At 71.2% G+C, this 23312-nt stretch carries 28 protein-coding genes; 9 read left to right on the top strand and 19 right to left on the bottom strand.

Going from position 1 to position 23312, the window contains the following annotated elements:
* Window positions 1-2: 2 nt before the first annotated feature.
* Entirely contained in the window at window positions 3-161 is a 159-nt protein-coding gene (locus ACQPZW_RS17785) for a hypothetical protein (RefSeq protein WP_433796010.1), read from the bottom strand.
* A gap of 239 nt (window positions 162-400) precedes the next feature.
* Here ACQPZW_RS17785 and ACQPZW_RS17780 point away from each other — a divergent pair, with 239 nt between their 5' ends.
* Complete coding sequence (locus tag ACQPZW_RS17780; RefSeq protein ID WP_433796009.1) at window positions 401-589, top strand: (2Fe-2S)-binding protein; 189 nt, start codon at window positions 401-403, stop codon at window positions 587-589.
* A 55-nt stretch (window positions 590-644) separates the two neighbouring features.
* Window positions 645-1127: a bacterioferritin gene (gene bfr / locus ACQPZW_RS17775; RefSeq protein WP_433796008.1), complete on the top strand. Its 483-nt coding sequence runs from the start codon at window positions 645-647 to the stop codon at window positions 1125-1127.
* A gap of 11 nt (window positions 1128-1138) precedes the next feature.
* Here the strand turns inward: bfr and ACQPZW_RS17770 are convergent, their stop codons facing one another.
* Together ACQPZW_RS17770 and ACQPZW_RS17765 are read right to left on the bottom strand one after the other, a co-directional pair.
* Window positions 1139-2011, bottom strand: coding sequence for a polysaccharide deacetylase family protein (locus ACQPZW_RS17770; RefSeq protein ID WP_433796007.1), 873 nt, complete (start codon window positions 2009-2011; stop codon window positions 1139-1141).
* Between the two features lie 66 nt (window positions 2012-2077).
* Window positions 2078-2899: an SAM-dependent methyltransferase gene (locus tag ACQPZW_RS17765; RefSeq protein ID WP_433796006.1), complete on the bottom strand. Its 822-nt coding sequence runs from the start codon at window positions 2897-2899 to the stop codon at window positions 2078-2080.
* A 266-nt stretch (window positions 2900-3165) separates the two neighbouring features.
* Here ACQPZW_RS17765 and ACQPZW_RS17760 point away from each other — a divergent pair, with 266 nt between their 5' ends.
* Both ACQPZW_RS17760 and ACQPZW_RS17755 read left to right on the top strand, forming a co-directional pair.
* Window positions 3166-3372, top strand: coding sequence for a hypothetical protein (locus tag ACQPZW_RS17760; RefSeq protein WP_433796005.1), 207 nt, complete (start codon window positions 3166-3168; stop codon window positions 3370-3372).
* 41 nt (window positions 3373-3413) lie between these two features.
* Window positions 3414-4046 carry a maleylpyruvate isomerase N-terminal domain-containing protein gene (locus ACQPZW_RS17755; RefSeq protein ID WP_433796004.1) on the top strand — a complete coding sequence of 211 codons (633 nt, stop codon included), beginning with the start codon at window positions 3414-3416 and terminating at the stop codon, window positions 4044-4046.
* Window positions 4047-4211: 165 nt separating this feature from the next.
* Here ACQPZW_RS17755 and ACQPZW_RS17750 read toward each other — a convergent pair whose 3' ends face one another.
* Entirely contained in the window at window positions 4212-4535 is a 324-nt protein-coding gene (locus tag ACQPZW_RS17750; RefSeq protein ID WP_433796003.1) for a hypothetical protein, read from the bottom strand.
* On the bottom strand, window positions 4532-4807 hold the full coding sequence (locus ACQPZW_RS17745; protein WP_433796002.1) for a hypothetical protein: 276 nt from the start codon (window positions 4805-4807) through the stop codon (window positions 4532-4534). Before ACQPZW_RS17745 ends, ACQPZW_RS17750 begins: the two co-directional genes overlap by 4 nt.
* Window positions 4808-4892: 85 nt before the next feature.
* Here ACQPZW_RS17745 and ACQPZW_RS17740 point away from each other — a divergent pair, with 85 nt between their 5' ends.
* Both ACQPZW_RS17740 and ACQPZW_RS17735 read left to right on the top strand, forming a co-directional pair.
* Entirely contained in the window at window positions 4893-5246 is a 354-nt protein-coding gene (locus tag ACQPZW_RS17740) for an STAS domain-containing protein (protein ID WP_433796001.1), read from the top strand.
* 52 nt (window positions 5247-5298) lie between these two features.
* On the top strand, window positions 5299-5874 hold the full coding sequence (locus tag ACQPZW_RS17735; protein WP_433796000.1) for a hypothetical protein: 576 nt from the start codon (window positions 5299-5301) through the stop codon (window positions 5872-5874).
* On the opposite strand, the gene ACQPZW_RS17730 is transcribed toward ACQPZW_RS17735, so the two are convergent.
* From ACQPZW_RS17730 to ACQPZW_RS17705, 6 genes are all read right to left on the bottom strand, one after another.
* On the bottom strand, window positions 5804-9184 hold the full coding sequence (locus ACQPZW_RS17730; protein ID WP_433795999.1) for a transglycosylase domain-containing protein: 3381 nt from the start codon (window positions 9182-9184) through the stop codon (window positions 5804-5806). The two genes, ACQPZW_RS17735 and ACQPZW_RS17730, sit on opposite strands and share 71 nt — an antisense overlap.
* Window positions 9185-9312: 128 nt before the next feature.
* A complete protein-coding gene (locus ACQPZW_RS17725; RefSeq protein ID WP_433795998.1) occupies window positions 9313-10371 on the bottom strand; it encodes a type II toxin-antitoxin system PemK/MazF family toxin in 1059 nt (352 codons plus the stop codon).
* Between the two features lie 43 nt (window positions 10372-10414).
* On the bottom strand, window positions 10415-11470 hold the full coding sequence (locus tag ACQPZW_RS17720; RefSeq protein WP_433795997.1) for a D-alanyl-D-alanine carboxypeptidase family protein: 1056 nt from the start codon (window positions 11468-11470) through the stop codon (window positions 10415-10417).
* Window positions 11471-11570: 100 nt separating this feature from the next.
* Window positions 11571-12092, bottom strand: a complete 522-nt coding sequence (locus tag ACQPZW_RS17715) for a DICT sensory domain-containing protein (protein ID WP_433795996.1) — start codon at window positions 12090-12092, stop codon at window positions 11571-11573.
* Window positions 12014-12817, bottom strand: coding sequence for an EAL domain-containing protein (locus ACQPZW_RS17710; protein ID WP_433795995.1), 804 nt, complete (start codon window positions 12815-12817; stop codon window positions 12014-12016). The genes ACQPZW_RS17715 and ACQPZW_RS17710 overlap by 79 nt, the downstream gene beginning before the upstream one ends.
* Before the next feature lie 97 nt (window positions 12818-12914).
* On the bottom strand, window positions 12915-14690 hold the full coding sequence (locus ACQPZW_RS17705) for a S8 family serine peptidase (protein ID WP_433795994.1): 1776 nt from the start codon (window positions 14688-14690) through the stop codon (window positions 12915-12917).
* Between the two features lie 258 nt (window positions 14691-14948).
* On the opposite strand from ACQPZW_RS17705, the gene ACQPZW_RS17700 reads away from it, so the two are divergent.
* The gene (locus ACQPZW_RS17700) at window positions 14949-15443 is read left to right on the top strand and encodes a MarR family winged helix-turn-helix transcriptional regulator (protein ID WP_433795993.1); all 495 of its coding nucleotides are present in this window, start codon (window positions 14949-14951) and stop codon (window positions 15441-15443) included.
* An 11-nt stretch (window positions 15444-15454) separates the two neighbouring features.
* On the opposite strand, the gene ACQPZW_RS17695 is transcribed toward ACQPZW_RS17700, so the two are convergent.
* The 3 genes from ACQPZW_RS17695 to ACQPZW_RS17685 all read right to left on the bottom strand — a co-directional run bounded on the left by ACQPZW_RS17695 (window position 15455) and on the right by ACQPZW_RS17685 (window position 18892).
* Entirely contained in the window at window positions 15455-16540 is a 1086-nt protein-coding gene (locus ACQPZW_RS17695) for a sensor histidine kinase (protein WP_433795992.1), read from the bottom strand.
* Window positions 16537-17193, bottom strand: coding sequence for a response regulator (locus ACQPZW_RS17690; protein WP_433797567.1), 657 nt, complete (start codon window positions 17191-17193; stop codon window positions 16537-16539). Before ACQPZW_RS17690 ends, ACQPZW_RS17695 begins: the two co-directional genes overlap by 4 nt.
* Window positions 17194-17299: 106 nt before the next feature.
* Window positions 17300-18892, bottom strand: coding sequence for a lysyl oxidase family protein (locus tag ACQPZW_RS17685; RefSeq protein WP_433795991.1), 1593 nt, complete (start codon window positions 18890-18892; stop codon window positions 17300-17302).
* 226 nt (window positions 18893-19118) lie between these two features.
* On the opposite strand from ACQPZW_RS17685, the gene ACQPZW_RS17680 reads away from it, so the two are divergent.
* A complete protein-coding gene (locus tag ACQPZW_RS17680) occupies window positions 19119-19355 on the top strand; it encodes a hypothetical protein (protein ID WP_433795990.1) in 237 nt (78 codons plus the stop codon).
* A 7-nt stretch (window positions 19356-19362) separates the two neighbouring features.
* On the opposite strand, the gene ACQPZW_RS17675 is transcribed toward ACQPZW_RS17680, so the two are convergent.
* On the bottom strand, window positions 19363-20022 hold the full coding sequence (locus ACQPZW_RS17675) for a response regulator transcription factor (protein ID WP_433795989.1): 660 nt from the start codon (window positions 20020-20022) through the stop codon (window positions 19363-19365).
* Complete coding sequence (locus ACQPZW_RS17670; protein WP_433795988.1) at window positions 20019-21125, bottom strand: sensor histidine kinase; 1107 nt, start codon at window positions 21123-21125, stop codon at window positions 20019-20021. The genes ACQPZW_RS17675 and ACQPZW_RS17670 overlap by 4 nt, the downstream gene beginning before the upstream one ends.
* Window positions 21126-21257: 132 nt before the next feature.
* On the opposite strand from ACQPZW_RS17670, the gene ACQPZW_RS17665 reads away from it, so the two are divergent.
* Window positions 21258-21917: a DUF2306 domain-containing protein gene (locus tag ACQPZW_RS17665; RefSeq protein ID WP_433795987.1), complete on the top strand. Its 660-nt coding sequence runs from the start codon at window positions 21258-21260 to the stop codon at window positions 21915-21917.
* A 10-nt stretch (window positions 21918-21927) separates the two neighbouring features.
* Here ACQPZW_RS17665 and ACQPZW_RS17660 read toward each other — a convergent pair whose 3' ends face one another.
* From ACQPZW_RS17660 to ACQPZW_RS17650, 3 genes are all read right to left on the bottom strand, one after another.
* The gene (locus ACQPZW_RS17660; RefSeq protein WP_433795986.1) at window positions 21928-22350 is read right to left on the bottom strand and encodes a hypothetical protein; all 423 of its coding nucleotides are present in this window, start codon (window positions 22348-22350) and stop codon (window positions 21928-21930) included.
* A gap of 108 nt (window positions 22351-22458) precedes the next feature.
* Window positions 22459-22911 (bottom strand): hypothetical protein, encoded by a 453-nt coding sequence (locus ACQPZW_RS17655; RefSeq protein WP_433795985.1) that lies wholly within the window; start codon window positions 22909-22911, stop codon window positions 22459-22461.
* A gap of 61 nt (window positions 22912-22972) precedes the next feature.
* Window positions 22973-23299, bottom strand: coding sequence for a hypothetical protein (locus ACQPZW_RS17650; protein ID WP_433795984.1), 327 nt, complete (start codon window positions 23297-23299; stop codon window positions 22973-22975).
* Window positions 23300-23312 lie beyond the last annotated feature (13 nt).

The raw sequence follows: 23312 nt of genomic DNA, 5'->3' as shown, positions 1-23312 counted from the left end.
GCCTATAGACGCGGCGAATTGTCCTCCACATCATCCTCATCGAAGTCGTCGTACTCGTACTCGAAGTCTTCCCGCAGCTCAGGGGCCTCCTCGGCGAACCATTGCGGTACCGGCAGGCGAAGACCGAGTAATTGGATGTCCTGGCGGACGGCGAGCGACATGGGAACTCTCCGAGAACGAGCCGGAATCACGTCGGGAACGACCGTAGAAAAGCCGGGCGGAAACCGTCAACGAATCCCGCCACTCCCTTACGTCATTCCTAGTCGATGCACAGTGCTCGCACAGTGGAATTCACGGGACTGCGGTGATCTGCGCCTCTCCCCGGCAGGACTTGCGTGACCAGGGGTTTTAGGGCAGCCTAACGAAGGTAAGCCTAAGCAAAACAAGGGATCCGCGCTCGATGTACGTCTGTATATGCCACCACGTCCGCGAACGTGAGGTCCGTGCCGTCATCCGTGCCGGCGCGCGCACCGAGGAGACCGTGGGCGACGCCTGCGGCGCGGGGACGGGGTGCGGCAGCTGCCTCGACCGGATCTGCGACCTGATCCAGGAGGAGAGCACCGACACGCGCCTATCAAAAGTCGCATAGCGTCACAAACCCGTTACGATCAACTCCAGTCAGGCCATGACTGGGGGTATTTGGCATGCAAGGTGACGCCCGTGTCATCGAGTTCCTCAACGAGCAACTCACCGCGGAACTGACCGCGATCAACCAGTACTTCCTGCACGCGAAGATGCAGGAGAACTGGGGTTACACCGTGCTGGCGAAGCACACGAAACACGAATCCATCGACGAGATGCGGCACGCCGAGGTCCTCACCGACCGCATCCTCTTCCTCGAGGGACTGCCCAACTACCAGAAGCTGTCCGTGCTGCGGATCGGCGAGACGGTCAAGGAGCAGTTCGAGTGCGACATGAAGATCGAGGTGGAGGCCGTCGACCGGCTGCGCCGCGGCCTGGAGCACATGCGCTCCGTCGGCGACGTCACGTCCGCGCGGATCTTCGAGGACATCCTGTCCGACGAGGAGCACCACGTCGACTACCTGGAAACCCAGCTCGGCCTCATCGAGAAGCTGGGTGAGGCGCTCTACCTGCAGAACGTCACGGAGCATCCGGAAGCGGGATGATCCGCGGCGCGTCAGCCCGCCAGCAACTCCGACAGCGTGACGGGCTCCAGGCCACGACGGCGGAGCCCACCGAGGATGGCCGGCAACGCGTCATCGGTGTACTGCGCGTTCGCCTCGGTCACGTGCATGATCACCACCGAGCCCGGCTTCACCTGCGACAACACCGCGTTCACCACCGGGTCCGGACCACGCGCGAACGGGTCGCCGCTCACCACGTCACCGTCGACCACGGTGACCCCGAGCGGCGCCAGCGCCCGCAACGCCGCCCCGTCATGGCACAGACCCGGGAACCGGAAGTACCGGGTCTGCCGCCCACCGAACGGCTCCAGCACGCGGAACGTCTTCGCCACGTCCTCGGTCATGTCCGCCGACCTCACCCGCGGCAGGTCGTAACAGTCGCCGGTGAACGCCGCATGCTCATAGCTGTGGTTCGCCACCTCGAACAGCGGGTTGCCCACGATCCGGCGGGTGACCTCGGGATACTCCTCGGCCCACTGCCCCGTGACGAAGAACGTGGCCGGGATCCGACGCTTCTCCAGGATGCCGAGCAGGCGCAGATTCGCGTACGACCTCACCTCGCCCCGCCGCAGCCGCGCCGCCATCGCATCGGTCATGTCCGCGTCGAACGTGAGCGCCACCCGCTTGACGTGACGCGGCCCGTGCTGCACGACGGCCGGCTGCCGCCCCGCCTCCACAGCCCCCGGCGTCACCGCTCCCGAAGTCACTACTCCCGGAGTCACCGCTGCCGACCGCGGAGGAACCGAGACGGCCTCCACGATCGGCGACCGCACCGACACCGGAGTCTCGGTTCTCGGCGTGGCCTCCGCACACCCCGCCAGCATCAGCACCGCTACGAGGGCGAGCGCCCGCCGATCGACAATCATGCCCGCGAGGATGGCAAAGCCATGCCACCGCGTCCATCCCTCGAGCTACTGGACTCCCGCTCGCTCCTACTCCTTGACCCCCACGCCGCAGTACTGGTTCACGTCGGCGCCCGGGTCGCCGTCCGGCCGCCACCGGTTGCACGGAACGACACCCGGCTCCAGCAGGCGCAGACCGTCGAAGAACGCGGCGATCTGCGCCGAGCTCCGATACTTGATCTTCGGAGTCCCGCGTTCGTTCCAGAAGTCGACGATCCGGTGCGCCTCGTCGGTGTTGATGTCGTGACACCCGTGCGCGATCACCAGATAGCTGCCCGGCGCCAACTCGTCGACGAGCCGCCGGACCACCGCGAGAGCCGTCTCGTCATCCCGGATGAAATGCACGATCCCCAGCAGGGTCAGCGCGATCGGCTGGGAGAAGTCGAGCGTCTCCCGGGCCGCGCGCAGAATCGACTCGGGATCGTTGAGGTCGGCCTCGACATAGTTGGTGACGCCCTCGGCCGTGCCGGAGAGCAGCGCCCGCGCATGCACCAGGACCAGCGGATCGTTGTCGACGTAGACGACCCGGGTCTCCGGCGCCACCGCCTGCGCCACCTGGTGGGTGTTGTCGGCGGTCGGCAGCCCGGTGCCGATGTCGAGGATCTGCCGGATCCCGCCGTCGCGCACCAGGTGCTCCACCGAGCGCCGCAGGAACCTCCGGTCCTCCCGGGCGAGCGCGACGATCGACGGCAGCATCCCGGCGATGGCGTCCCCCGCCTCACGGTCGGACTGGAAGTTGTCCTTGCCGCCGAGCCAGTAGTTCCACAGCCGCGCGGAATGCGGCGTGCCGGTGTCCAGATTCGTCGCCGTCGGTTCCGCCACGAGCAACCTCCCCAGGTCCACAGTGCGCATCGACGGCGCTCATCATGCCAGCTCGTCTCCACCCGGATCTCCACCCCTCGATGGTGCCGCTCCACCCGGCACTCTCCGTAACGTCGCGGCCATGGACGACAACCGAAAGAAGACCGTTGACCACCTGCTCACCGGCGACCGGCAGGGCAGCCTCGGCACCCGCATCGCCGGGGAGATCCTCGGCCGAGCCTGATGGGCTGGGCGTTCCTGACCGCCGTCACCCTGCGCACCGAAGGCGCCCGTCACACCTGTCACCCGGCACGGAGGTGGCGCTGCTGCGCACCGCCCGCGAGGCCCTCACCAACGCGGCGCGGCACGCGCCCGGCGAGCCGGTGACCATGACACTGGCCTATCTCCCGGCAGGCGTCCGGCTGACGGTCTCCAACGCCCTCGTGGGCGCCTTCGCCAAGATCGGCGCCCGCAACCGCACCGAGGCCGCGCGCTACGCCACCCGCCTCGGCCTCACCCACTGAGCACCGGGCCGTGCCACACTGCGGTGAGGAGGGGGATGCCGATGATCAGGCAGGACTTCCTGGAGACGGCCGCGGTCGCCACCACGTTGCTGGCCGCGCCGGCGGTGGGCCGGGCGTGGGCACAGTCGAGCGCGCTGCGGGAGTTCCGGATCCGCGGGCTCGCCGGTCACCTCGCCGGGCAGGTCACCGTCGTCGCCGCCGTGCTGGACGCGCCACCCCCGGACACGCCGCCGATCTCGCTGGTCGACCACTACGCCCGGTCGACGTGGTCCGACGGCGCCATCTACAGCGATCTCAACACCGGCATCCGTGAGGCCGGGGAGCAGACCGCCGCCGACGGGCACACGGTCCTGCACGAGCGGACCGCCGCGGTCCTGGCCGACCTGCGCGAACGACTTCCCGCTCAACCCGGCGGCCGGGTGATCGCGCTGCCGTTCGGGCCGTGGGCTCTCACCCTGGACGACTTCCTGGCGACCCGGATGCTGGAGATCGCCGTGCACTGCGACGATCTGGCCGTCAGCCTCGGGATCCCGACCCCGGAGCTGCCCCGGTCCGCGGCCGACACCGTTCTCACCCTGCTGTGCCGGTGGTCGGCGGCCCGGCACGGCCACACCGCCCTGATCCGTGCTCTGGCCCGCGCCGAACGCGCACCGGCCGCGATCAACGCCATCTGACTCGCACCCGATCACGCGTCGGTGACGGGCCCGGATTCGATCCCGGCACAGCACCGGGTGCGGCCTGGCGGACACCGCAGGACCGGGTGAGGCGTGGCCGTACCAAAGAATGGATTGTCGTTCTTGCCGACCGGCCCGGCCGGGCCGTCGGAGGTGGGGCGGGGATCAGGCGGCGTGGCCGGACTGGGCGGCGTGGGCTATCGCCCGGCGCAGCACCGCGACCGACACCGTGAGATCGCCGGCCATGTCGGTGAGGCCGAGCTCGATCCACTCGCGGATCAGCTGGGAGTAGGGGATGCCGGCCTGGTCGGCGGCCGCTCGGACCCGCTGCGCCAGCGCGGGCGGCACCCGGATGCCGAGCGGCACCATCGGCTCGGCTTCGGGGACCGGGGGCAGGCTCACCCGCGTGCCCTCGTGGTAGGTGACGTCTCCGGCGGCGAACGCCGCCGCGGCCGCCGAGATCTGGTCGTCGCTGTATTGCTGGCTCATGACGCGTCCGCCTCCCATGCCTTGAACCGCACCAACTCGTCGGGGGTCATCTCGCGGGCGCCGATGATCTGCTGCCGGTACCCGCCGAGCAGCCGCACGGCGACCACGAGCGGCCGGCCGGTCGTGGTGCGCCCGCTGATCGTGAGAAAGTGCACCCCGGCGCTCTCCGCGGCCAGCGGCAGACGCCGCTGGGCCGAGAGAACCTGGGTGACCTCCTGCGATTCGATGTCACGCAGACGCGCCAAGGCCTCGGTCAGCCATTCGTACCCCACCCTGCCAGCGTAAAACGTTCGTTTGACAGCGTCCATTGGCCCTGCTGTGACAAGACCGTTGTTATTTGCTGGTAGACAACTATTCGTGGCGGACGACTACTTCACCATCGCGCTCGAGCCGGCCGGCGGGAGCGCGACGTCGCGTGTCCTGCTCGGGGGCGCGTTCGACATCGGCACCCGCGAGGACCTGCGCAAGGCCCTGCTCGACCTGGTCGGTGACGACCCCGGTCCGCGGATCACGGTCGACCTCCAGCGGGTGACCTTCATCGACTCCGAGGCGATCAACGCACTGATCGAGGGTTACCTCGCCGCGGAACGGGCCGGGGTCACGTTTCGGCTGGCCGGAGCCCAGGGCATCGTCGACCGGGTGTTGCGGGTGATCGGTCTCGACCACCTCCTGGACCCGCCGGAAGCGGGTGGTGATCAGGCGGGGCGGTGACCGGGCGCTAACCTCGGCACGCGGGAAGCGTGCGGAGAGGAGCAACGAGGTCTTGGGGAACGGGGACGACCTGCGGCTGTTGCGCGCCTATGAGCCGGTGGCCAGGTTCACCGAGGGTGAGTACTTCTTCCCCGTCTCGGTCGAGCGGTATGTCAGTCACGCCAGCCTGTGGCGTCACGAACCCGGGCAGGGGCCGGTGCAGATCGTCGCACCCGGTGACCTGAGCCTCGACGGGCTGGCCGCGGCCGGCGGCGCCGAGCAGGGCCTCGGCTACGCGCTGTCCGGCATCGGCACCGGCGACAAGCACCTCACGCACATCCCGCTGCGCGACCGGCCACCGCACCTGTCCCGGTCCAGCCGGCTCGGGGCGGTCGGTCTCACCGGGCGGATGGTCGACACGCTCAACCGGTTCTCGCTGCTCTTCCGGGCAGCGTGCCCGGTGGTTCGGCGGCTCGTTCGTTCCTGTTGCAGCGCGATCATCTCGAGACGGCGGAGCCCACCTACTACGGGCGGGTGGTCCGGGACGGGTCGTGGATCGTCTGCCAGTACTGGTTCTTCTACAACTTCAACAACTGGCGGTCGGCGTTCGGCGGGGTCAACGAGCACGAGGCCGACTGGGAGCAGGTGACCGTCTTCGTCGACGCGGCCGCCCCGGACGGGCCGGACGGCCTGCCGGCGCCGTCGTGGGTGGTGTTCTCGGCGCACGACGAGGTCGGCGACGATCTGCGGCGCCGCTGGGACGACCCGGATCTGACGACGGTCGGCGGGCGGCATCCGGTGGTGTTCGTCGGCGCGGGCTCGCACTCGGGGCCTACCTGCCCGGCGACTACCTCATCACGGTCAAGCCGCCCCGGCTGCGCGGGCTGGTCGGGGTGTTGCGGTGGTCGGCGCGGCTTCTCGCGCCCTGGTCGCCGGAGGATCAGAGCAACGTCGGGATTCCGTACGTGGACTACGCGCGCGGCGACGGACGCGCGGTCGGACCCGGCCGGGCCGAGTCGTGGAACCCGGTGGTGATCGGCGACGAGACGGGCTGGGTGCGTGACTTCCGCGGACTGTGGGGACGTGACACCCGCGACCGGCTCGGCGGAGAGCGTGGACCGGCCGGGCCACGTTACGCGCGCGACGGCACGGTGCGGCCCGCGTGGTCGGACCCGGTCGGGTGGGCCGGGCTGGCCAAGGTGGTCCCGGATCCGTCCGAGGAGCGGCGGCTCGTGTCCATCCGTACCCAGCGTGATCTTGATCGTCTCGCCGAGCTCGACGACGAGATAGACACCCTGCGGCACGAGCTGACGGTGGCCGCCGCGGGCCTGCCCGCCGCGGCGCCGGAGGTCCGGGCGCTGGCGCCCCGGGAGCAGAAGCTGCTCGGCCTGCGGATGGAACGCACCCGCCTCGCCGACGAGCTGCGCCGGGCCACGACGACCGAGCCGGTCGCCCAGCACCCGCACGCCCACCTGATGCACCGTCGCCTGCCGATCGAGCAGGTCACCGGCTTCCTGGGGCGGGCCCGATCGTGGTGGGCGGTGCTGAGCACCCCGCTGATCCTGCTCGCCATCGGCGCCGTGGTGGCGCCGCCGCCGGTCTCCGGCCAGCAGACCGCACTGGTCCTGCTGCTGGTGATGCTCGGCGTGGAAGGGTTGGTCCGCGGGAAGTTCCTGGCCGTGGTGCTGCGGGTCCTGCTGGCGTTCGTGCTGGTGCTGGCCTTGGCGGTGCTGTGGCTCGAGGGCCGTTACGTGGTCACCTTCGTCTTCTCGGCGGCCGCCCTGCTGGTGCTGCTCGTCAACGTCCGCGAGGCCACCCGCCGCTGACGATCGAGGAGGGCCACTACGGGTGGGGAACTCCTTCTCGGGCCGGTCCTGCATGTAGTCGGCGAGCGTCTCGTAGACGGCCGGGTTGACGATGCCGTGCGACATGCGGTCCGTGTGCGCCGCCCAGTCGGGGTTGGCCAGGTAGCCGGCGACGACCAGGTCGCGGGTGCCGACGACCAGGGCGGCGGTCTTGTCGCTGTCGGTGGTGCCGGTCTTGCCGAAGACCGGGTGCCCGACCACGCTGCGGACCTGCGGGGCGGTGGAGCCGGCGCAGTCGCCGAGCTGGGCGCGGTCGCCGACCGGGCAGCGGGCCGCGTCGAGGGCCTTGCGGGCGACGTCCGCGGTGGTGGCGCGGGAGCAGGCCGACTTACCGGTGTCGACCTCGGTGCCGTCGGCCGTGGTGATCTGCTGGATCGGGGTGGGCGCGCAGTACATGCCGTCGGCGGCCAGCGTCGCGTACGCGTTGGCGATGTCCAGCGGGGTGGACGCCGACACACCCAGGCTGAAGGCGCCCCACTCGTGGGCCTGGGCCGGGTCATCGGCCCGGGTCGCGTCGTCGGCCGACCGGAACTGCACACCGAACCGCTTGGCCACGGCCACCACGTTCTCCGCTCCGGCCCGTTCCTGCAGCGGGATGAAGTAGGTGTTCACCGACCTGCCGAAGCCGGTCCACATGTTGAAGTTGCCCTGCTCGGAGGCGGACGCGTTGCTCGGGCAGTAGTGGCCGTCGCACTCGGGCGGGGCCGCCGAGTCCAGGTAGCGGGACTTGTAGCGCGGCGGCGAGTAGATGGTGGTGTCCAGGCCCATCCCCTTCTCCAGGGCGGCGATCATGGTGAACACCTTGAACACCGAGCCGGCCTGGTAGCCGGGAACGCCGGTGCTGCCGGTGATGATCGGGTTCGTGGTGTTCGGGTAGGTGCCGCGGATCCCCTCCCGGGCCTGCTCCGGGTTCGACGACAGCCTGTTCTGCGGGTTGTCCGCGTCGTCGATCTTGAACTTGCGGTTCGTGGCGAGCGCCCGGACCGCGCCGGTGCCGGGCTCGACGGCGGCCAGCATCAACGCGTTCTGGCTGGTGTCGGCGATGTGCTCGGTGACCCGCTTACGGGCCGCGGACTGGGCGTCCAGGTCGAGGGTGGTGACGATCCGGTAGCCGCCGCTCTTGAGCAGGCGCTCCCGGTCGTACGTCGTCTCGCCGAAGGCCGCCTGGTCCAGCCACCACCGGTAGAAGTAGTCGCAGAAGAAGCCCCAGTGGTTCTTGGCGACCGACACGCATCCCCGGCTGGGCCGCTTCGCGGTGCGCGCCACCTTCTCCTTCTTGGCCTCGGCGCCCTGGGCCGCGGTGATCTGGCCGAGGTCGACCATGTTGTCGATGATGTAGTCGCGCCGGGCCACCGCCTGCGGATAGCCGGTCTCGGTGGTCGGGTCGAACGCGGTCGGCGCCTTCACCATGCCGGCCAGCAGCGCGGCCTCGCCGATCGTCAGCTCGGCCGGCTTCTTGCCGTAGTAGACCTGGCTTGCCGCGTTCACCCCGTAGGCGCCGTTGCCGAACGGGGCCATGTTCAGATAGCGCTCCAGAATCTGCTGCTTGGACAGCTCTTTCTCGACCTGGATCGCATACTTCATCTCGTTCAGTTTCCGCTGGGCGGTGTCCTTGGTGGCATCCACCACCTCCTGCGGATCAGTCGTCGAATAGGCGAGCGCCATCCGCACGTATTGCATGGTCAGAGTGGACGCGCCCTGCTTGCCGCCGCCCTGGTTGTTGTTCACGAATGCACGGGCGACACCTTTCAGGTCGACACCGTTGTGCTCGTAGAACTTGTGGTCCTCGGCGGCGACGATCGCGTCCTGCATGCTCCTGGACATCTGCGCCAGGGGCACGTCGCTGCGGAACTCGTCATACATCAGCGCGATCTGCGTCTTGCCGTCCGACGCGTAGACCCGGGAGACCTGCGGCGACGTCTGCTCGACGAGTGACGGGGGCAGCTCGCCCAACTCCTCGGCACCGGCCTTGGCCGCCAGCCCGGACATCGCGACGGCCGGGAAGGACGCCGCGGCGACCACGAGACCGGCTATCAGGCCGCAGGTGGCCAGGACTGCCACGCTGCGCAGGACACGACGTTCAGGAACTGGCATTCCGGTATTCACTCCACTCAGGCTAACGAGCAGGAACGGCAACGTTCAGGGTTAGGGAAATCCGTCACACGCGGTATCCCGGAACAACGTCGCGCAAACCTGTACGGCACCTGAGAAACGGCTATGAATCAGCGGGAACGGATCGCGGCGAGCCAGCCCCGCAGCCGGCCCGGGGCATCGACGGCGGCCATCAACTCGCGGCCGCGAAGATCGTCTCGTAACCAGGACGGGCAGGAGCCCCGGTAGGACCGGAAGTCGGCCGGCGGGACCGTGACCGGCTTCAACTCCAGCCAGCTGTCCTTCACGAGCACCCCGCGAACCCGGTTACGGGGCAGCGGGAGGTACCCCGGCAGGTGCCCCTTGTCCTGACTGGTGATCTTGAGGACGCTCACCGTCTCGCCGGCGCTGACGACCAGCACCGGCCGGTCCTTACCGAGGCTGTCGTCGTTCTCGAACGTGACGAACGCGTTCCAGATCTCCCCCGCCCGGGGGACCCGCTCCCGGACCGGCAGCACATCCGGCGCGAAGTGCCGCACCAGCGCGACCGCCAGCAGGATCGCGGCCAGCAGGCCGAGCGGCTCGACGAGCAGCATCACCCACAGCGTCCGCGACGAGGCAGTCGCCGGATCCGCGAACACGGGGACGCCGTTGGCCCGCGCCCAGGCTGCGACCAGCCCGGCCGTCACCAGCGCCGCGAACGCCCGCACGACCAGGGGCAGGACTCCCGGCAGGCGCAGGAACGCGAACACAGCCGCGGTCAGCGTCAGCGCGGCGAGCGAGACCGCGGCCGCCGGCCAGAACCCGTCGACCGGATAGCCGGCCACGTGGGCCAGGTATCTCGTGCCCGAACAGCAGGACAGCAGGAGCAGTGCCCGCAGCCACAGGGCGGACGCCGGCTCGGCCCGGCGCGGGCGCAGGCGCCGGGCCGTCAGCAGAGCCACCCCGCCGGCGACCAGCAACGTCAACCCGATCGCGGACGTGCTGGGCGAAGCCTCGATGAGCAGATCGGCCGGGGCCGACATGAGCAGGGCGGCCCCGGCATACAGGATCACCACCATCGGGGCGACGATCAGCCCGATCGGTCGCAGGAGCAGACCGATGCGGTCCCCGAGGATCACGCCGAACAGAACGCCGACGATCACCACCGTGATCACCACGAGCGCGCCCGTACCACTCAGCAGATCCACCCGCTCAGCTAAGCACAGCAAGGAGTCCTGAGTGGACAGCCGTTCAGCCGCCGGTGATGCTCCAGTGCCACGCCTCGGACGGCAGGTTCACGAAGCCGTAGTCGGCGGCGTGCGCCGACATCCAGGCGAAGGCCTTGCTCTTACGGGTCAGCGTCCTACCGCCGGAGGTCACGTCCACGGCCAGGCCGAGCTCGTGCAACGACCGGCCGGGGATGGCCGTCGGCACCCGGCACGACGATGCGGGGGCGGTCCAGACGTCCGGGCAGCCGTTGATGGTCCGCAGCTCGATCTGCCGTTCCTTGGTGCGGAAACCACCGCCGGACATCACGACGCCGTCGGCCCTCGCGTCGTCGATCATGCGCTTGAAGGCGAACGCGACGTTCTTGTGCACCGTCGTGCCGTACACGTTGGTGGTGTCGGTGACGGCGAAGACCGGCCGCACCTCGTCGACGACACTGCGGCTGATCGCGGCCGCCTGGGTGGCGTAACCGGCCGCGGTGCCCGCCGTGGCGATCCGGTTCTGGGTCTGCTCGACAGCCGCGGAGCCCCTGCCGACCGCCGCGAGCGAGTCGACCACGGCTGAGGTGGTGGCGCCGGCGACCTTCTTCGCGGCGCGCAGCTCGGCGGCCGCCTGGTGCAGGCGGGTCCGGCGGGCGTCGCGGACAGTCGTCGCCGCGGTCACCGCACGCTTGGCCCGGGCGATGGCGGCGTTGCTGCGGGGCTTCTGCTTCGACTGGCGGGCCAGCGCGTTCTTCGCGTCGGAGAGCGCCCGCTCGGCCGACTTGAGCTTCTCGTGGACCGCGGTGTGCCCCGCGGTCACCGTGGCGAGCGTCTTCTGCGCGGCGACACTCGCCTTCTGCGCCTTGGCCGCGTCGGTGTTGCGCTTCTTCAGGTCGGCCTGCTGCGTGACCAGCGTGGCACGCAGCTTCGCCATCGTGGCGTCGGCGGTGAGGCTGCGGTACATCAGGCTCGCGTAGGACTTCGCGACACCGGGCACCGCGGCCTGGGCCGCTGCCGGGGCACCGGCCACGGGCGCGACGCCGGTGAGGGTCAGGGCCGCGGCGGCGACGAGACGGATTCCACGGTTGCGCTTCTTCACCGGGTGTACGCTCCTGAAGCTCAGTCGGCAGTGACTTCCGACTGTGCGCAGCTTGAGGTGCGATTACGGCCCGGTCGAAGTGCGGGACGGTTGCACCGGCCTATCCGGTGGTGACCCGCCCCACCATCGACTGCGCCGCCGCGGTGACGAGCCTCCGGTCGTAGGTGACCACGAACGCGAACTGCCGGTCCGGGTCGGCGCCGTCGTCGCCCAGGTCGAGGGCTATCAGCGCGGCCGACATGTGTGCGCCCAGCACCACCACGGTCCACTCTCTCGCCAGCGGGTCCTGTGGCGAGAGCGCGGCGCCACGGACCCCGGGCGCGGGCGATGACGGCATGCCGACCCCGAGCGCCGCCACGAACGGCAACCGCACGGCCAGCTCGGTGAACCGCCGTACCGTGGACGGCCGGAAGAACCGCACGTCCTCGAACGCGGCCAGCACCAGCGGCGGCACCCTCTCCTCCAACGCCATCAGCTCCAGCGTCTTGGAGACCGGCACGAGCAGATGTTTCGGCGCGTGCCGGATCTGCCGGTCGGCGCCGATCAGCTGGTACGGGCTACCCGCCAGCGCCGAGCCGATGGGCCGGGCCGCGAACCGCTCCGGCGCGGACACCGAGGGCACGAACGCCCTCTCCCCCGGCCCCACAGCCAGCCCTGCCCGAGGCTGGCGCCCAGCACCTGCGCCCGCATCAGGTCGTCCGGAGTCTCGATGCCCTCGGCGACGACCTCGGCGCCGGCCTGCTCGGCGTAGGCACGGACCGCCCCGGCCACCGTCACGGTCGCCGGGTCCTTGACCGTGCGCAGCAGCTTCAGGTCGAGTTTGACCACCTCCGGCCGCAGCAGCGGGATGAAGGCCAGCGACTCCGGGTGCACGCCCACGTCGTCCAGGGCGATCGCGCAGCCCGCCGCCCGCAGCTGCTCGGCCCCGGTGAGCACGCCCGCCAGGTCCTCGGCCAGCGCCCGTTCGGTGATCTCCACGACCACCTGGACGTGCGCGGCCCGGGTCGCGAGCGCCTCGAGGACGACGTCGCGCCGGCGGGTGAGCGTGTCCGGCTCCAGGTTGACGAAGAGCGTCACCGGCTGCCCGTGCGACAGCCGGGCCGCGTCGGCGAGCGAGGCCCGCAGCGACGCCCGCTCCAGATCGGCGAGCCGCCCGGTCTCGCGGGCCGCGTCCAGCAGCTGCACCGGCGACTGCCAGCCGGAGTCCGCGGGCGGCCGCAGCAGCGCCTCGAAGGCGGGCACCGCCCCGCTGTCCAGGTCGACGAACGGCTGATAGATGCAGTGCAGGCCGCCGTCACGCAGCAGGATGTCGAGGGCGACCCGGTCGGTGGTGCCGATGGAGCTCACCAACTCCCTATCGGCACCCGGCCTGCTCCGCTGAGTAGGGCGTCGATCACTCCGGCGCGTCCGCGACGCCGGAGCACGGAGCGTCACGCCGGCCTGCTCACCCGCAGGGTGCGATGCCGTTCCAGGCCTCGGCGGTGGCGTACGCCCACAGGGTGCCGTCCTCCGGGAGGGTCACGGTGCGGTCGGGGATCTCGGCGCAGTCGCGGGCCTTCTCCACGGTGGGCCAGCCGCCCAGGGTGAGCTTGTAGTCGACGGTGGCGCCCGGGGTCACGCCGGCCAACTGGACCTTCCAGGCGGTGGTGCTGGTGCCGTCCCAGGACCTCCGCTGGTAGCGCATCGCCGGGACCCCGGCCGGATCCCAGTCGGGGCGGCCGGTCCCCAGCCTCGCCAGGGTGCCGGCCAGGTGGACCCGGGCGGGTGTGCCGGCGGGGACGGTCACGTCGACGATCACCGCGGATCCGGTGCAGACCGCGCACTCGCCGCCCGGGGTGCCGGTCGCGTCGTGGATGGTACGGGCCACGTCGATCAGGCCACCGCCGATCGGATACGAGCTGTTGTACCAGCCACCACCCAGCGGCAGCCGGCGGGCGTTGCCGGTCAGGTAGGCGCTGACCTGTGCGGGCGTCAGGCCGGGGCGCCGGGACAGCAGCAGAGCGACGGCCCCGGAGACGTGGGCGGCGGCCTGGCTGGTGCCGCGCATGGCGGCGTACGAGTCACCGGCCGGCGCACGGGCGCCCGCGTCGACGGTCGACAGCACTCCGTGGGCGGGATCGTTGTCGCGCCAGTAGCCCCATCCGCCGGGCGCGGCCACCTCGACGGTGTCGCCGTGGTTGGAGTACGACGCCAGGTACCCGTCGTCCCCGGTGGCGCCGACGGTGATGACCCCGTGGCAGTTGGCCGGGTGGTAGTCGGCGGCGTCGGCGGCCGAGTTGCCGGCCGACACGACCACGCTCGCCCCACGGGAGACGGCCGTGTCGACGGCGGCCTGCACGGTGGGGCCGCACGGTCCGTACCCGCCGAGGCTCATGTTGATGACCCGGGCCGGGGTGGTGTTGACCGGTGCTCCCGGGACCGGCGCGCCGGACGCCCACACGATGGCGTCGGCGATGTCGGAGTCCAGGCCGCCGCACGTGCCGAGGACCCGGATCGGCTGCACCCGGGCGGCGGGCGCGATCCCGGTGACCCCGATGCCGTTGTCGCGGGCGGCGGCGACGATGCCGGCGATGTGGGTGCCGTGCCAGCTGCTGGGCGAGAAGGCGGTGGCCCCGCAGTCGCCCTCGTCGTTCCAGTCGCCGGGGTCGCGGGCGTCGCCGTCGCGTCCGTCGCCGTCGACGGTGTTGGCCGGGTCGGCGATGAAGTCGTAACCGGCCACCAGGGCGGGCGCCAGATCGGCGTGCGGGCGGACGCCGGTGTCCAGGACGGCCACGGTGACGCCGCCGCCGTCGGCCCCGGTGTCCCAGGCCTCGTCGACGCGGACGGCGCTGTCGGTCTGCGGGTACACCTGCCAGAGCGGCCACTGCTCGCCGTAGCGGGGGTCGCCGGGCGTGGACGTGCGGGTGACCGGCAGGTCCGGCTCGACCGCGGCGACGCCCGGCGCGGCGGCCAGTCGTGCCATGTACGCCCGGGCCCCGGCCGCGTCCAGGGGCTTGACCGGGCGGACCACCTTGGCGCCGGTGGCGAGCGTGCGCATACCGGCCACGGCGGCGGCCCTTCCCGGCTGCGGCGTGACGATGAAAGAGCCGTACGTCTGCCCCTCCCGCAGGCCGTCGGCGGCGATGACGGGGGCGGCGGACGCCGGGCCCGTCACCCCCAGCGGCACGAGTCCGCACATCGCCGCCACGAGCAGCGCGTAGGTGCGCCGACGCGATTCCATCTCGATCCTCCATCAGTCAGCAAGATCTTGCACGAGTTGCAAGAATCATCAGTGACATTCCCGGAGGAGAGTGGCCCGGCATCGTGGCCCGGTCAATGGCTAAGCCCACAGCTCCGCCTCATGGGAGCGCGTTCACCAGGTTTTTCCGTACCCTGAGCTGTGATTGTGAAATGAATGAAAATTTCTCGATGGCGTGCAGATAGTGCTGCAAGGACTTGCGACCACCCGGACGTCTCCCGGCTCGGGCATGATGATCCGATGGGTGAAGGGGCGGAGATCACGACAGCCGGTGACGCGGCGAACCACGAGCTGGTCCTCGCGTTCGGGCGTCTGCAGGGAGCGGCGAACCGGCTGGAGTACATCCTCGGCCGGGCGCTGGAGGAGGAGTGCGGCATCAGCCACCTGATGTTCGAGGTGCTGCTCATCCTCGGGCGTGCCGGTGACGCCGGGCTGCCGATGCGGTCGATCGCCCAGGAGCAGGTGCTGACCACCGGCGGCGCGACCCGCCTGGTGGACCGGATGGAGGCGGCGAGCCTGGTCGAGCGGGCTCCCGACCCGGCCGACCGGCGCGGCACGCTCGTCCGGCTGACGCCGGAGGGCGAGCAGACGGTGGTACGAGCGGCGCAGGTGCACGTGGAGAACATCCGTCGCTACTTCGTCACGCCGCTGCCGCCCGAGCACCTGAACCGCTTCGCCGAGGACCTGCGGCTGCTCAGCCACTCGGCCCGCGACGCGCTGCCCCGCCTGCGATAGACGCCTTCCGATCAGTCGGTGTGGATCGGCAACCGCATCCGGACCCGGTAACCGCCCTCCGGCGTCGGACCGGACTCCAGCGTGCCGCACAGCAGGTCGGCACGCTCCTGGAGGCCGATCAGCCCCTGGTGCGCGCCGGGCAGCGGCAGCGACGGACGCGACGGCGGCCCGTTCGTGACCGTCACGCCGACGAACTTGCCGTCATGCCACAGGTCGACGGTCGCGGCGGCGCCCGGCGCGTGTTTGCGCACGTTGGTGAGGGCCTCCTGGACCGTACGGTAGATGGCCCTCTGCCGTGGCGTGCCGACCGCGAGGCCCAGGTCACCGGTGAGATCCACGTCGATGCCGCTGTTGGCGATCAGCGTGCACAGGTCGGCGAGGGTCGGCTGCGGGGTGAGCTGGGTGATGTCGTCACCGGACGCGCGCAGCAGGGTCACCATGGTGCGCAGCTCGTCGAGCGTGCCGACACTCAACGACCGGATGGTGCGGGCCGCGTCCCGGGTGTCCTCGTCACCGGCCGACACCTGCAGCGCCCCGGCCTGCACCGCGATCAGGCTCACCTGGTGCGACACGACGTCGTGCATCTCCCGGGCCAGCTGCGCGCGCTCCTGGGCCAGGATCGCCTGGGCGTGCAGCACCCGCTCGTGCTCCTTGACCTCCTCGATCTCCTCGAGGCGGTGCGACAGGTCGTGGCGGGTCTGCACCAACTGCCCGAGCAGCACCGGCAGGACCACGGTGGCCAGGGCGTAGGCGAAGTAGACGACGCTGTCGCCGATCGGGTCGCCGTCCGGCTCCAACGGTGACGGCGCGGCTGAGGCGACCGCGGCCAGCACCACGCAGACCGACAGCAGCACCCGGTTACGGGAGCGCTCGGCCAGCGTGTAGAGCGCGACACAGGGCGCCACCAGGGCCGCCTCGAGCAGCGCGGCCGGCAGGGTGAGCAGCACGACGGCCAGCGGGAACCGCCGCCGGACCGCGAGAGCGGCGCACGCCACGACCGCCGACCCGATGCTGACCGGATGGTCGCTCCACAGGTCGACCCAGATGTCCGCGGCGGCCACGACGATCAGGGCGAGCTCGATCAGGCGTGCCTTCATCGCCCGGTGTCCAGCAGGCCGGCCCGCTGGGCGAGCAACGCCGCCTGGACCCGGCCGGACACCCGCAGCTTGGTCAGCAGCGCGCTGACGTGGTCCTTGACGGTGCCCGTGCCCAGGTGCAGGCGGACCCCTATCTCCGCGTTGGACAACCCTTCGGCCAGCAGCACGAGCACGTCGCGTTCCCGGTCGGTGAGCCGCTCGACACGGCTGTCGGCCCGGTCGGCGGCGGCCTCGTCGGTGCGGGGCAGGCTGCGCAGCAGGGTCCGCGACGCCTTCGGCGACATCACCACCCCGCCCATCGCCAGGGTGCGCACCAACTGGGCCAGGTGCTCGGGCTCGGTGTCCTTGAGCAGGAACCCGGCCGCACCCTGGTGCAGGGCCTGGAGCACGTACTCGTCGGCGTCGAACGTGGTCAGCATCGCCACCACCGGCGGCTCGGGCAGCTCACGGACCCGGCTGAGGACGGTGAGACCGTCGACGTCCGGCATCCGGATGTCGACCAGCACCACCGCCGGACGATGCTCGCGGACCGCGTCGAACGCGCCCGCCCCGCTCGTGGCCGCCACGACCTCGATGTCCGGCGCCGCGTTCAGGATCAGGCGGAAACCCGATCTCACCAGCGCCTCGTCGTCGACCACGACCACCCGGATCACGTACACCGCCGCTCTGCCCCGTTGAGAATGCCGGTAGCACCCTAGAGCGTTCCCGCCGGCCGGCCACTCCGCCGACCGGCGGGAACGTCCCCGCCACTGGGCTGGATCAGCCGGTGATCCCGTGCACCTTCGGCACCGAGAGGGTGCGCTTCCCGGGCGTACCACCCAGAACGATCTTGCGCAGCGCCGTGTTGTTGGCGGTGCTCAGCTCGCCCAGGCGCTTCGCCGGGTTGGCGACGACCTGGATGTAGTAGGTGCCGTTCGGCAGGTTCGTGATGTCGAACGACTGACCCGGACGATCCTGGCTGTACGTGTCGCCGTTGCCGATGTCGAGAACCTCACGGACCGCGACGACGGTGTTGGCGCCGCACGAGGTGGACAGGTCGGTGTTGTCCGGCCGCCACTTCGCGCCCTTGATCGTGTAGTCCACCGCGTCGGTGTTGGCGAGGCAGAACGCCTCCTTGCCGCTGCGAACCGCGAACCTCTTGTCCGACTTCAGCAGGTTGTACTGCGCGAAGTCGGTGAAGTGCCAGTGCTTGTGGCCGTCCCGGTCGTCCCACTGCATGGTGCCGGCGGGCCGCGAGCCGACCTGCTTGCCGTGCGCGTCGAAGTAGTACTGGTAGGCGTCCATCAGCTCGGTGCCGGTCCGGCGGAACCCGTCCACCACCAGGGGCGACGTGCCCGCGTTCCAGACCGTGGCGCCGAAGTTGACGTACCACCGCCGGTTCTCCCGCGACAGCGAGATGCCCCACGCCGGCAGCGACCGCAGATCCGGCTTCGGGCCGGCCTTCGGGGCCGCCTTCAGCGTGGCCGGACGGCTCGCGGCCGCCCGGAACTCGGACCGGAACGACGACACCTGACGGCTCTCGTCACCCTCGGCCGTGTGCCGGTCGTGGCCGCCGGCGGTGATCGCCATGGCCAGCGCCGGCTCCTCCCGCGCGTCGACCGACCGGGCCGCGGCCACGCCCTCGGCGTCGGTCTTGACGTCGACGACGTTGACGGTGACCTTGGCGGTGGCGTTCTTCGCCGGGATCCCGAACGCCTTGCGGTACTTCGGGTTGATCGTGGCCTCGGCGGTGTACTTCCCGGCGACCAGCTTCGCCAGCGGCGCCGCCGTGGCGGGCTGGTCGGCCACCTGGGCGTTCCAGCCGGCCTGCACACCCCAGACCGAGCCGAGCGTGAACGGGTTCTCCCCACCGCACCGGGTCGGGTACGGGTTGGTCGCCGGAGCGTCGCGCCGGGTCCGCGCCGAGCTGTACGAGTTGCCGCAGAACGCCGTCTTGTAGCTGGTGACGACCTTCCCCGACCGGTCCTTGATGGTGATAGTGGTGAAGTCCGCCAGGCCGGTGAAGTCCCTCGCCGTCCCCGCCGGCAGCTTGACCTGGGTGTTCTTGCCCTTCTTACGGACCGTCCGGTAGGCCACGATCGGCTTGTCGTAGCCGGCCCGCTTGGCCCGGATCTCGAACGGGTCCTTGCCCGCGATCACGTGCAGACCCAGGTCCAGGGAGACGTACACCTCCCCCTCCGCGGCGTAGCGCTCCGCCGTCACCGTGCCGGTCGCGGCGACGAAGCTGAGCGCGGGCGGCGTCGCGGCCGCCTCGGCCACACCGACCCCACCCCCGGCGAGTACGAGCGCGCCCGCCGCGACGCCGACCACCGGCCAGCGCGATCGACGACGGCGGTTCTGCGCGTCAGTCATTCCGTTTCCCCTCGATGTGGCCGGACCCGCTCCGGCCGTCCGAAGCGATCCCACGCGACACCCTGTGAAAGCCCTGTGAAACAGAGCCTGCCGGGCACGAATCCGGTAGAGAGTCCAGCCGGTCGGCGGGGGTCACCCCGCCGGGCGACGGGGAACGACCCATCAGCGCATTGACATGCGCCTGTGCCACCGCGAGGCTGGGGCTCGACTTTCGCGAGGAGGCAGGGTGGGCGGGTTCATCCTGGGCGTGGCGGTCGCGGTCTTCGTCGGGATGCGGCTGGCCCGCCTGCTCGACGCCCGCAAGGGCGCACGAGGCGACTACAAGACGGCGAACACCGGACTGCCCGGCGCACGCAAGAAGTCACGCGCCGCCCTCTTCGCACTGGTCCGGTTCGTCGCGCTGCTCGTCATGATCGGCGCGGCCGTGGTCTACGGGTTCGTGCGGGCCAACGCACAGAGCTGAGCCGTCCCTACCGGAAACGGGCCCGGTCGGTCTCGTACGCCCACATCGCGATCTCCACCCTGTTCCGTGCCCCGATTTTCGCCATCAGGCTCGCCACGTGCGTCTTCACGGTGCTCAGACTGATGTGCAACTCGGTGGCGATCTCGGTGTTGGTACGCCCGCGGGCCACCGCCCCGAGCACCTCCTCCTCCCGCTCGGTCAACGCGTCGACCGGCTGCCGCGCCGGCCCCGCCGGTCCCGCACCGGCGAACGCCTTCAACAGCCGGGTCGTCACACTCGGCGCGATCAGGGCGTCCCCGGCCGCCGCCGCGTGCACGGCCTGTGCCAGCAACGCCGACCCGGCGTCCTTGAGCAGGAATCCCCGCGCACCGGCACGCAACGCCGCATACACGTACTCATCGAGGTCGAAGGTCGTGATGACCACCACCGCGAGCGGATCGGCGACCGCCGGCCCGGCCAGTCGCCGGGTCGCCTCGATACCGTCGACGCCGGGCATCCGGATGTCGAACAGGCACACGTCCGGCCGCAGCCGCCGGGCCAGCTCCACCGCCCGCAGCCCGTCGGCCGCCTGCCCCACCACCTCGATGTCCGGCTCCGCATTGAGGATCATGGTGAGCCCGGTCCGGACGATCTCCTGGTCGTCGGCGACCACCACCCGCACCGTCACGCCAGCCCCCGCGGCAACACGGCAGTCACGGTCCAACCCCGCCCGGCCGCCGGGCCGGCCTCACAGATCCCACCCAGCAACTCCGCCCGCTCCCGCATCCCGGCCAGCCCGAACCCGCCGCCCCGGACGCCGCCGCCGTCACCGTCGTCGCTCACCGACAGCCGCACCCTGGCCGCCTCCGCCGACACCCGCACGGCGATCCGGGTCGCATGCCGGGCATGCCGGCGGGCGTTGGTCACCGACTCCTGGGCCAGCCGGAAGACCGCCGTGCCCACCGCCGGTGACAGCTCGCCCAGGCCCTCGTCGATCTCCACGGTCACCTCCGGCCCCTCCGGCGACGGCCCGGCCAGCGCCGCCAGATCCGCGATCGCCGGGCTCGGCGCCAACTCGGCCGGCTCACGGTCACGCAACGCACGCACCATCGTGCGCATCTCGCCGAGCGCCCGCACCGCCTCCGCCTCGATCACCCGCAACGCGTCCACCGCCGCCTCCGGCGTCGTTCTCGACACCGCGATCCCCGCCTGCGCCCGGATCGCCATCGCCGACACATGATGCGCCACGGTGTCGTGCAGGTCCCTGGCCAGCCGCTCCCGTTCCAGCAGTTTCGCCTGGTCCAGCTCACGAGCCCGCAGCCGTGACCGGTACCGCATGGCCGCGGCCAACGCGAACACCGCGGTCATCACCAGGAACCCGGCCACCAGATCGGTCCCGCGCTCGGTCGCGGCGACCTTCACCAGGATCAGGCCCACCCCCGCCACCATCTCCCGGCCCGAGCCCCACCGCACCACCGCATGGGCGAGCAGCAAGACGAACGCGCCCGACACCAGCTCCGGCTGATGCCCGACGAGCACCGCGAAAATCCAGCTGCCAGCGAACACGACCGCCACCGTGGGCAGCGGCCGCTCCCGGCGCCACAGCAGCGCCGGCACCAGCGCCGCGGTCATGATCACGGTGGCGACACGGTCGGAGACGTCCGTCCGCAACAGTCCCTCGACCGGCACCACGACCAACAGCACGGCGACCAGCGCCAGATCACGGCGGCTGCGGGCCGGCGGATCCGGCGGGCGGGGCTCGGCGAGCAGCGCCCGGAGCGGTTCAAGCACGAGCCGATGGTACGCACGGAGCACGCTCACCGGATTGGCCTGAAGTACGGTCGCCGTCCCCCACTTTCGGCCGGGGCGATCCCGGCCCGCACTCCGATGAACACGGCCCCGCCCACGGCCAGCATCTAGTTCATGAAGTCTCCCTCGAACTGGCTGATCCCGGCCGGACTGCTCGTACTCACCTTCGTGCCGGTGGCCGCCGGCGCGCTGCGGCTGTCCGAGATGGCCGGTGGCGCCCCGGTGCTGCCCGACGGCGACCGGGTCATCCAGTCCCCGGTCGCCCTGGTCGCGCACATCGTCAGCGTCACCCTCTTCGGGATCCTCGGCGCGTTCCAGTTCGCGCCCGGCGTACGCCGCCGTTTCCGTCGCTGGCACCGCATCTCCGGGCGGATCGTCGTCCCGGCCGGGCTGATCGCCGCGGTCAGCGGCCTGTGGCTGACCCTGTTCCTGCCGGCCGCCGCTGTGGACAGCGCCGTCCTGGCCGCCATCCGCGTCGCCGTCGTCGCCTGGATGGTGATCGCGCTGGTCCTGGGCTTCGTCACGGCGCTGCGCCGGGACTTCACCGCCCACCGTGCGTGGATGATCCGTGGCTACGCCGTCGGCATGGGCGCGGGCACCCAGTTCTTCACCCAGGGGGCATGGCTGGCCGCGGTCGGCGCGTTCACCCCGGCCAGCCGCACCGCCACGATGGCCGCCGCCTGGATGATCAACATGCTGGTCGCCGAGTGGCTGATCCGACGCCGCCGGCGCCGTGCCGCGCCGTCACCCCGCACCCTCGTCCATGCCGGATAGGCCCCGCCGCTCAGCGGCAGCCCTCGTCAGCCGCCTCGGCGTAGATCGTGCTCGTTATGGTGTTCCCGCTGCTGTACCGGTAGTCGTCGGGCCAGACGCCCCGGCTTTCCGGGCGGTTCAGCGATTCGTAGGCCGAGGGGCACTCCGAGACGGCCTTCTCGTTGTGGATGACCGCTATCGACCAGACTCCGACGACGGCCGCCGCTATCGCCAGGAGGATCGCGTGGAACCGGGGAGGATCCGGCCTCTCGACGGGCGGCACCGGCTCCGGAAGCGGTTCGGGCTCCGGCGGCGCCGCGGACCGGCGGTGGCAGGCGACGGCGGCCGCGGCGATGCCGCCGAGGCCCACGACGGTCACCGCGGCGAGAGACAGCCGGCGAGACGCCGGTCGGGTGCGCCATCGGGGCAGGGAGAGCTTGGGTGGTTCGATCACGGGCCACCGCATCGGCAACCGAACGCCAACCTGAAGGAAACCATCGGACCATGTCCCGGGCGGGCGCCGACAGGCCCCGGCGGCCCGCCGACGGCTCGGGCCGGCACCTCAGTACCGGTCCGAACGGACACTCCCGAGATCGCCCAGGTAGGCGGGATCGAAATCGGTGGGCGACGCGGGAGGGGAGCCGTACGTGTCACCTGCCGTGGCACAGAGCATGTACCCGACCACCCATGCCCAGACGACGACGGCGGCGATCAACAGGAGGATCACGTTGTTCCGCCGGGACTTCGGGTCCACCGGCGGCAGCGGCGCCGTCACCCGGCGCGGCGGCTGCGCCGATGGAGCACGCCGCTCGGCGGACACCACCCTCACGAAGCTCTCGAGAGCACGCGGAGGATCCGTGTCCGCGGGCGGGGACGGCGACAGCGCGGATTTCTCGTCGGCTCTGCGGCGGCAGGTGACGACTACGGCCGCCGCCGCGAGGCCGGCGACACCGACGGCGGTCGCGGCGGCCAGCGGCAGCCATCGTGGCAGGCCTGGTTCAGGTGGTTCGGTCACGGGCCACCGCATCGGCAACCGAACGCCGACCTGAAGGAAACCGCCCCGGGTGGCCCGTCGTTCACCAGAGGACGTCGTCGCACGCGTCCGAAATGCGACTCATATCGATGAACGTCCGGCTGGACCCCACACTGTAGGCGGTGCGCCGGGCCTCCGCGCACTCCTCCTCGGCCGCGTCGTTGTAGATGACCGCCAGGGCCCACACCGCGGCGACTGCGGCCACGATCATCAGCGGGACCGCCCGGGACCGCCGCGGCCGGGCCGTCTCCTCGGGGGCCGCCGGCGGTGGTGGCGCGGGGACGTCCTCGGCGACGGCGGGCTCACGGCGGCACACCACGACGGCGGCCGCGACCAGGCCGGCGACACCCACGGCGGTCGCGGCGGCCAACGGCAACCATCGG

Origin of the sequence: Actinoplanes sp. CA-252034 (assembly GCF_050956125.1) — a bacterium.
GTDB lineage: Bacteria > Actinomycetota > Actinomycetes > Mycobacteriales > Micromonosporaceae > Actinoplanes.
This window is presented reverse-complemented; position numbering and strand designations above follow the sequence as displayed.

Bases quoted from the DNA above. Each gene is read 5' to 3' on its own strand.
- ACQPZW_RS17785 (WP_433796010.1), bottom strand. From the start codon at position 161: ATGTCGCTCGCCGTCCGCCAGGACATCCAATTACTCGGTCTTCGCCTG.
- ACQPZW_RS17780 (WP_433796009.1), top strand. From the start codon at position 401: ATGTACGTCTGTATATGCCACCACGTCCGCGAACGTGAGGTCCGTGCC.
- bfr (WP_433796008.1), top strand. From the start codon at position 645: ATGCAAGGTGACGCCCGTGTCATCGAGTTCCTCAACGAGCAACTCACC.
- ACQPZW_RS17770 (WP_433796007.1), bottom strand. From the start codon at position 2,011: ATGATTGTCGATCGGCGGGCGCTCGCCCTCGTAGCGGTGCTGATGCTG.
- ACQPZW_RS17765 (WP_433796006.1), bottom strand. From the start codon at position 2,899: ATGCGCACTGTGGACCTGGGGAGGTTGCTCGTGGCGGAACCGACGGCG.
- ACQPZW_RS17755 (WP_433796004.1), top strand. From the start codon at position 3,414: ATGATCAGGCAGGACTTCCTGGAGACGGCCGCGGTCGCCACCACGTTG.
- ACQPZW_RS17750 (WP_433796003.1), bottom strand. From the start codon at position 4,535: ATGAGCCAGCAATACAGCGACGACCAGATCTCGGCGGCCGCGGCGGCG.
- ACQPZW_RS17730 (WP_433795999.1), bottom strand. From the start codon at position 9,184: ATGCCAGTTCCTGAACGTCGTGTCCTGCGCAGCGTGGCAGTCCTGGCC.
- ACQPZW_RS17705 (WP_433795994.1), bottom strand. From the start codon at position 14,690: ATGGAATCGCGTCGGCGCACCTACGCGCTGCTCGTGGCGGCGATGTGC.
- ACQPZW_RS17700 (WP_433795993.1), top strand. From the start codon at position 14,949: ATGGGTGAAGGGGCGGAGATCACGACAGCCGGTGACGCGGCGAACCAC.
- ACQPZW_RS17695 (WP_433795992.1), bottom strand. From the start codon at position 16,540: ATGAAGGCACGCCTGATCGAGCTCGCCCTGATCGTCGTGGCCGCCGCG.
- ACQPZW_RS17685 (WP_433795991.1), bottom strand. From the start codon at position 18,892: ATGACTGACGCGCAGAACCGCCGTCGTCGATCGCGCTGGCCGGTGGTC.
- ACQPZW_RS17665 (WP_433795987.1), top strand. From the start codon at position 21,258: ATGAAGTCTCCCTCGAACTGGCTGATCCCGGCCGGACTGCTCGTACTC.